The 11,551-nt window shown below is 58.4% G+C and carries 11 protein-coding genes and 2 pseudogenes; 4 read left to right on the forward strand and 9 right to left on the reverse strand.

The features are described from left to right. Positions 1–267 precede the first annotated feature (267 nt). Positions 268–1,482 (reverse strand): annotated as a pseudogene (locus AC221Y_RS13350) (AMP-binding protein); the annotation flags it as partial. Then, a complete protein-coding gene (locus AC221Y_RS13355) occupies positions 1,457–1,900 on the reverse strand; it encodes a hypothetical protein (RefSeq protein WP_486707503.1) in 444 nt (147 codons plus the stop codon). The gene AC221Y_RS13355 and the pseudogene AC221Y_RS13350, both read right to left, overlap by 26 nt. Before the next feature lie 80 nt (positions 1,901–1,980). Between AC221Y_RS13355 and moaA the strand changes: the two genes are divergently transcribed. Next, the gene (gene moaA / locus AC221Y_RS13360; protein ID WP_299756952.1) at positions 1,981–2,991 is read left to right on the forward strand and encodes a GTP 3',8-cyclase MoaA; all 1,011 of its coding nucleotides are present in this window, start codon (positions 1,981–1,983) and stop codon (positions 2,989–2,991) included. Positions 2,992–3,330: 339 nt separating this feature from the next. On the opposite strand, the gene AC221Y_RS13365 is transcribed toward moaA, so the two are convergent. Together AC221Y_RS13365 and AC221Y_RS13370 are read right to left on the reverse strand one after the other, a co-directional pair. Continuing rightward, the gene (locus AC221Y_RS13365; protein ID WP_486707504.1) at positions 3,331–4,098 is read right to left on the reverse strand and encodes an alpha/beta fold hydrolase; all 768 of its coding nucleotides are present in this window, start codon (positions 4,096–4,098) and stop codon (positions 3,331–3,333) included. A gap of 7 nt (positions 4,099–4,105) precedes the next feature. Next, on the reverse strand, positions 4,106–4,705 hold the full coding sequence (locus tag AC221Y_RS13370; protein ID WP_486707505.1) for a DsbA family protein: 600 nt from the start codon (positions 4,703–4,705) through the stop codon (positions 4,106–4,108). Positions 4,706–4,826: 121 nt separating this feature from the next. On the opposite strand from AC221Y_RS13370, the gene AC221Y_RS13375 reads away from it, so the two are divergent. Next, a complete protein-coding gene (locus tag AC221Y_RS13375; protein ID WP_299756958.1) occupies positions 4,827–5,840 on the forward strand; it encodes a ribose-phosphate pyrophosphokinase in 1,014 nt (337 codons plus the stop codon). A 20-nt stretch (positions 5,841–5,860) separates the two neighbouring features. Here AC221Y_RS13375 and AC221Y_RS13380 read toward each other — a convergent pair whose 3' ends face one another. Together AC221Y_RS13380 and AC221Y_RS13385 are read right to left on the reverse strand one after the other, a co-directional pair. After that, a complete protein-coding gene (locus AC221Y_RS13380; RefSeq protein WP_299756960.1) occupies positions 5,861–5,983 on the reverse strand; it encodes a hypothetical protein in 123 nt (40 codons plus the stop codon). A 92-nt stretch (positions 5,984–6,075) separates the two neighbouring features. Further along, positions 6,076–6,498 (reverse strand): PaaI family thioesterase, encoded by a 423-nt coding sequence (locus AC221Y_RS13385; protein ID WP_299756961.1) that lies wholly within the window; start codon positions 6,496–6,498, stop codon positions 6,076–6,078. A 104-nt stretch (positions 6,499–6,602) separates the two neighbouring features. Here AC221Y_RS13385 and AC221Y_RS13390 point away from each other — a divergent pair. Beyond that, positions 6,603–6,944: pseudogene (locus AC221Y_RS13390) on the forward strand (DUF1801 domain-containing protein); the annotation flags it as partial. 52 nt (positions 6,945–6,996) lie between these two features. On the opposite strand, the gene AC221Y_RS13395 reads toward AC221Y_RS13390, so the two are convergent. The 3 genes from AC221Y_RS13395 to AC221Y_RS13405 are packed head-to-tail and all read right to left on the reverse strand — an operon-like array spanning position 6,997 to position 10,400. After that, the gene (locus tag AC221Y_RS13395) at positions 6,997–8,469 is read right to left on the reverse strand and encodes a carboxypeptidase M32 (RefSeq protein WP_486707506.1); all 1,473 of its coding nucleotides are present in this window, start codon (positions 8,467–8,469) and stop codon (positions 6,997–6,999) included. Next, complete coding sequence (gene ctaA, locus AC221Y_RS13400; protein ID WP_486707507.1) at positions 8,466–9,611, reverse strand: heme A synthase; 1,146 nt, start codon at positions 9,609–9,611, stop codon at positions 8,466–8,468. Before ctaA ends, AC221Y_RS13395 begins: the two co-directional genes overlap by 4 nt. A gap of 54 nt (positions 9,612–9,665) precedes the next feature. Continuing rightward, positions 9,666–10,400, reverse strand: a complete 735-nt coding sequence (locus AC221Y_RS13405; protein ID WP_299758025.1) for an RNA methyltransferase — start codon at positions 10,398–10,400, stop codon at positions 9,666–9,668. A 429-nt stretch (positions 10,401–10,829) separates the two neighbouring features. On the opposite strand from AC221Y_RS13405, the gene AC221Y_RS13410 reads away from it, so the two are divergent. Then, positions 10,830–11,450, forward strand: a complete 621-nt coding sequence (locus AC221Y_RS13410; protein WP_299758022.1) for a thiamine phosphate synthase — start codon at positions 10,830–10,832, stop codon at positions 11,448–11,450. The last annotated feature ends 101 nt before the right edge of the window (positions 11,451–11,551 follow it).

Consider the following 11,551-nt stretch of genomic DNA (forward strand, 5'->3'; position numbering starts at 1 on the left):
GACATGAGCGTTTCGTGCCTCGAAGTTCCGCTCGCCGAAGCCGCGGGCGCGTTCGGCGTCATGACTGTCGATCAAACCGGGAGAGTAATCGCGTTCAACGAAAAACCCGATCGGCCCGATCCGATACCCGGCCGAGGTGATTACATCGTCATCCCGGCTTACATACGTCAGATAGCCCTCGTCGTCCGTCCGCCCCAAATCACCGGTCCGCAGCCAATCCCCAACAAACTTCTCCGCCGTCTTTTCAGGCAAATTCCAGTACCCGAGAAACATCACCGGATCGCCGCGCCGAACCGCGATCTCGCCGACGTCGCCCGCGGGCACAGGCGCGCCCTGCGCATCAATCACTGCAACATCATGCCCCGGCACTGCCCGACCCATGGTTCCGGGCTTCAAAACGCCCAAACCGGCACTGGATGACACCACAAGATTACACTCCGTCTGACCGTAAAGTTCGTTAATAGGCGCACACAACTCATCCCTCCCCCAGGCCAGCAAATCCGCGCCAAGGCTCTCGCCGCCCGAACCGATCGCGCGCACCGAAAGCCCCGCCGGTACCGCAACCTGTCGCATCAGCTTCAATGCGGTTGGCGGCAAAAACATCACCGAAATCCGCTCGTCCCGGATCAGCCGAAAGGCGGCTTCGGGATCGAATTTCCGCATCCTTTGAGACACCAGCGGCAGCCCGAAGTACAGCGTCGGCATCGCCAAATCCATCAGCCCGCCTATCCACGCCCAATCAGCCGGGGTCCAGCCCACATCCCCCGCCCGCGGCCGCTCCAGAACCATCTCAACCGATGGTAAATGCCCTAGCAAAAAACGGTGCGCATGAAGCGCGCCTTTGGGCGCCCCCGTTGTCCCACTTGTATAGATCAAAACCGCCGGGTCTTCGGCGCCCACGACCTCGGGGCGGAACCCGCCCGCAGCACCGCGCAACGCGTCTTCCCAGGCCATTACACGCGGTGCGCCGTTGTGCACCCGCGCGCCCGTCGTCACGATGGTGTGAAGCGGGCCGCCCGCCGCCGCGCTGATCAGCTTGTCGAGATGCGCATCGTCTGTCACGCCAAGCATCGCGCCGCTGTCGGCCAATCGAAATGCAAGGGCGTCCGCCCCAAACAACGTGAACAACGGCAAGACCACCGCTCCAAGTTTCATTGCCGCGAAATGCGCGACCATTACTTCCGGGCATTGCGACAGAAAAATCGCCACACGGTCGCCCTTTGTGACACCTGCGCCGCGCATCGCTGCCGCCAACCGATCCGACGCGTCTTTCAACGCCCCAAAAGTCCAGACAATGCGCGTGCCGTCTTCGGCCAGGTCAATGATCGCGGTCCGTCCGGGTTCGAAGGCGGCCCAGTCATCGCAGCAGGCTCGCGCCATTGAAAAGCTGGCCGGTATTGACCAGCGAAAATCCCGACTTATAGCGGACCAATCGCCCGGAGGAAGAACGTGTAGATCACTGATATTCATATATATTCGCATTGACAAGGTCGGTCAAAGGCACCTCAAGCAATCGCAAAGTCGCCAGCGAAATTCGTCCGCTTCCGGTTCCCGGAAAAAGCGCCACTTCAACGCTTTTGTCACCCTCACGAAGCGTGACACGGCCCTGCCCGGGCGACGTGACCAAAGCGGTCTCGACCCAGAAACCAGCCCGCCCGGGATCCCCCAATGACAACACCGCCTCGCCCAGTAAAACGCCCCCTTCTGAGGTCTCCAACGCAGCGCTCCGTTGCGCCTGCGTTGTCGTGTCAAATTCGTCCACGCGGCGCGCTCCGGGCGGCGGCGCGGGTGTTTGTACTTCAGGCAAGACAACACCTTCCGGCGCCGCGTCGTCCATCTCGGGCGGCACCGCGCAGGCCGCCAGACCTGTCATCAGACCCATTGCTAACCACACGCGCATGCCTCGCCCCCTCAAATTAAATCTGTCCCAAATCCATCGGCCCCTTGCAGCGCCGTCACCTACGTCTTACGCTGTTTCGCATGGAAACGGCACCACTCATTGACCCCTTTCAGCGGGCGATTTCTTACCTTCGGGTTTCGGTCACCGACCGCTGCGATTTTCGCTGTGTCTATTGCATGTCCGAGAATATGACATTCCTGCCGAAAAAGGAATTACTGAGCCTCGAGGAACTCGACCGTATGTGCTCGACATTCATCCGTCTTGGGGTTGAAAAGTTGCGCATCACCGGGGGCGAACCTTTGGTGCGCCGGGACATCATGACCTTCCTTCGGTCTATGTCGCGCCACCTTGAAAGGGGCGCGCTGAAAGAGTTGACTGTGTCTACAAATGGCAGCCAGCTTGCCCGCTTTGCCGACGATCTTTATGCCGCTGGCGTGCGACGGATCAATGTGTCTCTCGATACGCTTGATGAAGACAAATTTGCCCGCGTCACCCGCTGGGGTCGGCTGCCCCAGGTCATGAAAGGGATTGATGCCGCACTGGCCGCCGGACTGCGGGTAAAAATCAATACCGTCGCGTTAAAGGGCTTTAATGAAGATGAACTTTTCACCCTGGTCGAGTGGTGCGCGAGCCGTGATATTGACCTTACGTTTATCGAAGTGATGCCAATGGGCGATCTCGGCGGAGAAGACCGGATCGGCCAATACTGGAGCCTGAAAGACCTGCGTGTGGAGCTTTCCAAACAATTCACATTGACCGAACTTTCCCACCGAACCGGCGGTCCCGCCCGCTATGTTAGGCTTGAAGAAACGGGACAGCAGATCGGGTTCATTACGCCGCTTTCACATAACTTCTGCGAAAGCTGCAACCGCGTGCGCCTGACGTGTACCGGTGAACTTTTCATGTGCCTTGGCCAGGAAGACAACGCCGATTTACGCACCGCCCTGCGCGCCAATCCCGACAGCGATGCAGTCCTTGAAGACGCAATTCGCGCGGCGATTAGGCTTAAGCCAAAGGGGCACGATTTCGACTATTCCCGCCAAGAAGCCAACGGACAGGTCTCGCGGCATATGTCTCATACAGGGGGCTAAGAGTGGACCCAATTAGGTGTCCATGATGACGATCAGAAAGCCGAAGCGAATGCGGAACATTCTGAAACCCGAAATTAGCCATTTCTTTTCTTGCTGTTGTCGGCATATCTGCATGCCTCTCGCCCGCATCTTACGAAGCTGAGCCCGTGAAAGTCTCCACGCGTTTGGGCGTCGCCACCTGTCAGATTTATACCCGTGATCTTGTCATCTGGGATTGCGCAATAGACCGGCCTTAAAACATGTCCGTTTCGACCGCACGCGCGATCTGCGCCAACGAAGGTCAGCGGGACCCGAGCCAATACTCTTTCGCAACCCCACCGAAGCTGCGACCTGATCGCGCTAAGATTTGCCCGCGACTTCGCCCCATTGCAGGCGTCCCCGGATCGCCTCGGCCACGACATTGGCGTGCGTGATTGGCGCCATATGTCCAGCACCCGGAACCGTTATACCCTCGGCGTCGGCAATCCGTCGCCCCAATACATCCACGATGGCTGGCACCACAGGATGGCTTTCGCCGCCTTCGACGAACGTGACCGGCACCTCAATTTCTTCTAAACGCCCGGCGCGCAAAAGCCCTGGGCGATCCTCCCACAAAAGGTCATTCGCCGCTGCAATCAGACCGATACGATCCACCATATACCGCCGCCGTGCTTCCGGGATGTCGTCCCACGGCGTACCATCGCCCCAAAGTTTCATGAATTCCCGCGTCGCCATCGCATCACTGCCCTGGCCCAGCTTACGCGCAAAAGGGGCGGTGTCGCGCGCCGCCTTGTCTCCCACGTCCGTCCCTTTAACAGCTGCGAAAAACACCGGTTCGATCATCACCAAAGACGATACGCGATAGAATTTCTCTACCGCCAACCGCAACGCCACAACCGCCCCAAGCGAATGTCCAATCACCGGCACCGGCTCGGCCGGCAAAGCGTCCAGCGCAACCTCGATTGCCTGATCCGAAAAATCGCGGCTGGAATCCCAGTCGTCGGCCGTGCCATGCCCCGGTAACTCAATCAGAACGGGGTCCACGTCCAAGGCCAACGCCTCAAGCAGGCGATCCCATGCACTGGCATCCGCCAGCCCGCAATGGATCAATCCCAGGGGTCTCGCCATACCGTCCTCAGGTACGACCGGCCAAATGCCGGTCCAACGCATCAATCCGGTCCTGCCCCCAGAATCGTGCGCCATCATCTGTGATAAAGAAAGGCGCCCCAAATACGCCCATGTTAACGGCTTCTTCAAGGTTCGCCTCGTAGGCTTGCGCCCCCGACAACAACCCTGAATCTGCCAGTGACGGATCAAATCCCGCCCCTTCAAGACAGGCTTTGATCACGTCATCTTCCGCAATATTCTTCTCATCCGCCCAACAGGCCGCCGTTAAAGCCGCCACCAATGCGCCAACGTCACCCCCCCCCGCGGCCTGCGCCGCAATCACCGCATAAGACGAAGGCGCCGGATTTGTGGGCCAAAACGCTGGCTTGGGGTGCACTAACATTTCCAAATCTGCACCAGTCCGCTCGATCTCGATCATCCGATATTCCTGACGCGACACATGTCGCTGCCCCGGAGGCACACCCCCCGTGCGCCCGAATAAACCCATAATGTCCAATGGTTTGTAGGTTATTGTCGCGCCATGCTTTGCGGCAACCTCGGCAGGCCGTGTCCCTGCAAAGTAGCAATTGGGGGAAATCGTTGCGAGATAGTAGTCGACATGCGGCATTTGTTACGTGCCTTTCAGGCAAAGGATTGTTTCGCGTGACCCTAGGCTCATGCTAAGCGGTGTCAACGTTACGAATCCGTCACAAACTGTGTCGGGAACAGCATCAGGACCAGGGCTGCCCATGGCAAATCATCAGGAACCGAAAATCATCACCGGGAACGCGCTCCCGACCCTCGGCAAAGCCGTCACTCGACGCTTGTCCATGCACAGGGGGATGAATGTCGGTCTGGTCGATGCACGAGTCGAGCGATTTAACGATGGCGAAATTTTCGTCGAGGTTTTCGAAAATGTCCGCGGTGAGGACATGTTCATCCTGCAATCAACCTCCAATCCGGCCAACGATAACCTGATGGAACTGCTGATTATGTCCGACGCGCTGCGCCGGTCATCCGCCGCCCGCATCACCGCCGTCGTGCCCTACTTCGGGTACGCACGTCAGGATCGCCGCACGAAAGCCCGTACCCCAATCACCGCGAAACTCGTTGCGAACATGATGGTGTCAGCCGGCATAGAACGCGTCCTTACGATGGACCTTCACGCCGCGCAAATTCAGGGCTTTTTCGACATTCCTGTCGACAACCTCTATGCGTCGCCGGTCTTTGCTTTGGACGTGAAGCACAAATTCAAAGGCAAGCTGGAGAACGTCACCGTGGTATCACCTGACGTCGGCGGCGTGGCGCGCGCGCGCGAGCTTGCAACCCGCATCGGATGCTCGCTGGCAATCGTCGACAAACGACGCGAAAAAGCGGGCGAGATTGCCGAGATGACCGTAATCGGGGATGTGACGGGGCAAACCTGCATTATCATCGACGACATCGTCGACACCGCTGGAACGCTTTGCAAGGCCGCGGAAACACTGATGCAGGCCGGCGCGAAAGAAGTCCACGCCTATATCACCCACGGTGTTTTATCTGGCCCTGCCATCGAACGCGTGACGACTTCTGTCATGAAAAGTCTTGTCATAACCGATTCCATCGAGCCAACCGAAGCTACGAAAGCGGCCGAAAACATCCGCATCGTACCGACCGCGCCGATCTTCGCCCAAGCCATCCTGAACATCTGGCACGGTACGTCTGTTTCAAGCCTGTTTGATCCAGAAACGCTCGAACCGATCTACGACGGCATGTATTCCTAAAGGCGCTTGGCGCGGGTACGTTAGTAAAGCGCGCGCGCCATCACCGCGAACATAATCCCGAAAACGGCCACGATCGCCAACAGGTAGTCGCCCGGCACAGCATCCGGGTCACCTCGTAAAAAGGACACAAATCGTTTTGGCATTTTGAACAGCCCCCCAGCTATCAATAACCTCTTTGTAGCTGCCGGAACGTCTTTGACCTAGCGCCCAGGCGGAAACAAAGTGTTTACGCACATCAGCCTTTTGGCGGGATTGAATACGTAAACGTCGCCCGCGCAATCAGGGCTTGCGAGCCATCTGAATGTACCGCGACATCACCAACCGCTAAAACGCGCCCAACCTTCAATAACGTGACCTCGGCCACCAAGGCCTTTCCCGCCACCGGTTTGCGCATGAAATCAATCGATCCATTGGTCGTCACGGCCAAGGCCTCGGGTCCGATCATCGCCATAAGCGCGAAATATACCCCGCAATCTGCCAACCCAAAAATCGTCGGGCCCGACACCGTCGCCCCGGGTCTCAGGTGGCGTTCATCCGGCATCATCGACACGCGCGCACTCATCGGTCCCACCGCATCGACGCGGTAAATATCCGCCATCTGCGGAAATTCACGCGCCACAAAATCGCGCACCTCGTCCAGTGTCAGTTTCGGCTGCATGACGGCCTGCCCTCTCCGTGTTAACTTGAGCGCAACCTTGCCAAAGGAACCATCCATGGGAAACCCGCAAGATGTGATAAACGACCCGAAAAAAACGCGCCGAAGCAGACCGCCTCGATGCCCTCTTCCGAGAGGCCACAAGACGCAAGCCGCACCTTGGGGGCAAAATGATCGCCTACGGCGAGTATCACTACACCTACGAAAGCGCCCGATCCGGTGATTTCTTCGCCACTGGTTTCAACATGCGCGCCAAAGACATCTCGCTGCACATCCTGTCCGGCCACTCAAATTTCCCCGACATCGCCGCCCGTCTTGGCCCCCACAAGCGCGATAAAAGCTGCTGGTATATCCCAATCATAGACTGCGTGGATGAAGCCGCCGTGAAGGACTTTATCCGCGCTGGAGTGAAGGATCCTGCCATCAAGTGGGCTGTTAAGCCAAGGTAAACTCTGCGAACGCCTGCACCGACACAAAGCCGACGTGTTATAGTCATTGCCTCTACACGCCGTAAATGTCGCCGAATTTCGCATCGAGGTAATCCAGCAAAGGCGCTTCACTAGGTGCAGCCCCCGTCGCCCTCGCGATCAGGTCTTTCGGTAAATAACGCTTGCCGTGCTGTTGAATTTTCTCGCCTAACCAATCGGTTGCAGGCCTTGTATCACCCATCGCCAAGGCCTCATCAATCCCCGAAACCTCGGTGCGCATCGCCTGATTGAGGCACCCTGCGTAGACGTTCCCAAGCGTGTACGTCGGGAAGTATCCGAACAATGCCTCAGACCAATGCACGTCCTGAAGCACACCGTTCGCCGGAACATCAACATCAACCCCGAAGTCAGTGGAAAAACGTGAATTCCAGGCTTCGGGAAGGTCGGTCACCTCGAGCCGTCCAGCGACCAGATCCCGCTCCAGATCGAACCGCATAAGCACATGCAGATTATAGTGCACCTCATCAGCTTCAGTCCGAACAAACCCGGAATGACAACGATTTATCGCAGCATAGAAATCATCCTCATTGGCCACACCAAACTCGCCAAACGTCTCCCGCATCCGGGCGTACAACCATCCCGTAAACGCCCGTGAGCGTCCCAACTGGTTCTCATAGATGCGCGACTGACTTTCATGCACCCCCATGGACGCCCCGCGACCGAGCGGCGTCAAAAGATACGCGCGATCCACATTCTGCTCGTATGTCGCATGCCCAACCTCGTGGATCGTCGAGTAAAAACAATTGCTTGGATTGCACAATTCTGTCCGCGTCGTGATCCGCACATCCAACCCAGAGCCGCTTGAAAACGGATGCACCGCCTTATCAATCCGCCCATGCGCACCGTCATATCCAAACGCTTCGGCTAGCTTCGTTGAAATCGCCATCTGCCCGGCCTCAGCAAACTCACGATCGATCGCAGGCACGTGGCGTTCAGACCCCAACACGCGTTCGCGCAACTCTACCAATCTCGGCCGTAAAGCGCCAAACATCGCCTCAAGTTCGGCCCCTGTCGCGGCCGGCTCGTAGTCCTGCAAAAGCGCGTCGTAGGGATCACCGCCATCTGCCAGCGCGCTTGCTTTTTCCCGCGTCAGATCAAGCACTTCCGACAGCTTCGGTGCAAACATCTCATAGTCGTTCGCCGCGCGCGCTTCAGCCCAGACACGGTGCGCCAAGGACGTGGTCCGCGCCAAGTCCGCCGACAATTTCGCAGGCACCCGCAGAGTACGCTCAAACTCGACGCGGATCTCCTCCAACTGTCGCACGCCCGCCTCATCGGGGGCCTGCGCCATCTCAAGCCACTCGCCAATCCGAGGGTCCGTCCGTCGCCCGTGCAACACCCCGTCAAGCGCGCCCATCTCCTCGGCGCGTTGCTCGCACGCTCCCTCGGGCATCACCGTTTCCTGGTCCCAGCTCAAGCGGCCCATCACCTGCCCCAGCGCTTCGGTTTCGCGTTGGAACGTCATAAGCTTCTGAAATACTGTCATGTTCTGCCTCGCACGGATTGAGCCATGGGATACTGCGCGAGGAACCGAGCACGCAGAACAGCGACGTAAAGCAACACCGCCGTGAATTGATGTAGAATGGCCATCTGCCAGGGCGCCGAATACAGCACTGTCATGATCCCGATAACCATCTGTACGACCATCAGCGCCAGAACCAAATTGAACGCGAACCGCGTATCACCATTGCCAGACCCGCGTGACCGCCACCAAACGATAAGGCCAAACGCCATAAGCAGATACCCCGACACGCGATGTATAAATTGCACCAAGCCAGCGTTTTCAAAGAAATTCCGCCAAAGCGGCTCAAGATCAAACGCCGTAGGTGGCACGAAAGACCCGCCCATCAATGGCCATTCGTTATAGCTGCGCCCGGCATCAATGCCGGCAACCAAAGCGCCAAGGAGAATTTGTAAGAACACGAAATACGTCAGTCCCGTCGCCATGCTGAACAACCGACCCTCGCGTGCGCGGCGCGCCTGCAACAGGTCCGCATCCGTGCGTCCCAGCAACATCGCGAACCACGCGATCCCCCCAAGGATCACAAACGCCAGCCCCAGATGCGTTGCCAGCCGATAGGACGCCACGTCCAACATGCCCCCCGTCAGCCCCGAAGACACCATCCACCACCCTATCGCGCCCTGAAGGCCGCCGAGGCCGCCCAGAACCAGTAATCGTCCGGTCCAGCCGTTGGGGATCTTCCTCATTAACAAAAAGGAAAAGAACCCAAGCGCCCAGACGAGGCCGATGACGCGACCAAGTTGGCGATGCCCCCACTCCCACCAATAGATGACTTTGAACTCGGACATGCTCATGCCCTTGTTCTGCAACTGATATTCCGGGATTTGACGGTATTTTTCCAGCTCGGCTTCCCAAGCAGCTTCGCTCATCGGAGGTAACGCGCCCGTCACGGGCCGCCATTCGGTGATCGACAGGCCGCTATCGGTCAACCGTGTCAGACCACCGACAGCGATCATCAGAACGACAAGAGAAAACAGCACCATAAGCCAGACCCGGATCGCCCCGCGCGCGCCTTTACGTGCTCCATCGATCAGACCGCCCTTCGGCATATCTGCTCGCTTGGTGTCGTTGCCGACCTCTTCAAAAATGCTGCGCTTTTCAGCCATTATCTGCTCCGCTCATTCATCCAGAATGTAGGCCTCGCACAGACCATCGTCCAGTCAATCGCCACGCTCTTTCCAGCGGACCATCTGCCGCAGGACCCCGTGTAGCATCTGCACGTCGGCGCGTGTCATCGGCATCCGCGACCAAAGGTTGCGCATGGTCCGCTTCATCCCTTCGCCCTTTGCTTCGGGGAAGTAAAATCCCGCCACATCCAGGCGGCTTTCATAATGTGCAGCCAGCTTTTCAACCTCTATCTGGGATGCCATTTCGCCGCCCGCCAGTTCCAATTCAAACGGGGTGACTTTGGTGGTCGCACGGCGCCACTCATAGCCCATAAGCAAGACGCATTGCGCCAGATTTAAGGAAGGAAACTCTGGGTTTACGGGCACTGAGACAATCGCATTCGCCTTTACGATATCTTCATTTTCAAGCCCGGCGCGCTCGGCACCAAACAGTACCGCTACCCGCTCACCCGCCGCGATGCGGCGCGCAGTTTCGGCCATCGCTTCTTCTGGCGAAAATATGGGCTTGGCCAGATCCCGCGACCGCGCCGTCGTCGCGAAAACGAACGTGCGATCCGCAATTGCGTCGGCCAAATCGGGGTGCAACTGCGCCTCATCCAACAACCGCCCGGCACCACTTGCCATCGCGATTGCGCTTTGGTTCGGCCAGCCATCCCGCGGGGCCACGATCCGCATCTGTTCCAGCCCGAAGTTCAACATCGCACGCGCCGCCGCACCGATGTTTTCGCCCATCTGCGGACGAACAAGGACAAAAGCGGGTTGGGTCATGTACCATAGGCTCCAAGGGGTCGTCCGGGGTCTTAGGATCCGGGGCGGAAAAGCACAAGGGAGGTGCCGAAATGGCATACGATGAAGGTCTGGCCGAACTCATCCGAGGTGACCTCACCGATCGCACTACTTTTGAAGAAAAGCGCATGTTCGGAGGTCTCCGCTTCATGCTTGACGCTCACATGATGTAGAGCGTGAACAAAGGACCTGTCGGCCAGGATCGCCATGCCAAGGCCTAACCATCGACGGAACATACCCAATGGCTTTCACGGGGCGGCGTATGGGCGGAATGGTCGGTCAGCGACGCGGCAATGGCCGACGCCCGGCGCGGCCCGTCGATGACACTTGCGATGGAAAATGCCAGAAGCCTTCCCCCCAAGTGACACAACCGCTATAGCCCGTGCCAACACCTTGTATTCGGAGCCGAAAATGGCCGACGACACGCGCCCGCAGGTTTATCTTTCCACGCCACCTGCTTTTGAATTATCCACCTTTCCTGCACGGCTTGCAGAAGTGCTCGACGCGTTCGATGTGGCCTGTGTGCGGCTTTCCATGGCAACGAGCGACGAGAGCACATTATCGCGCGCTGGCGATACATTGCGTCCGATCTGCCACGAAGCAGACGTGGCTTTGGTGATCGAAACACATGTCGGCCTTGTCGAACGTCTTGGCCTCGACGGCGTGCACTTGCTGGATGGCGCGCGCACGATGCGTGCGGTGCGCAAGACGCTTGGGGCCGACGCCATCATCGGTGCCTACTGCGGAGCGTCGCGCCATGACGGCATAACCGCAGCCGAGATCGGAGCAGACTATGTTTCGTTCGGCCCCGCTGGTGACACTGCCCTTGGCGACGGGACCAAGGCAGACCATGATCTTTTTGCATGGTGGTCCGAGATGATTGAAGTGCCGGTGGTCGCAGAAGGCGCGCTGACGCCCGAAGTTATTCGAGCCCTTGCACCGGTCACCGACTTTTTCGGCATCGGCGAGGAAATCTGGCGGGAAGACGACGCCGCGCAGGCCCTTGGTCAGTTGATCGAGGCGATGTCCTAAGACGGCTTCACAAACGCGCTTCGCACGGCCTCCTCTGCGGCTTTAGCCAGCGCCTTGCGATCAGAAAACGCGGCTACCTCAAGGGGCTTGTACCAAATCAC

This window comes from Boseongicola sp., from assembly GCF_057460485.1.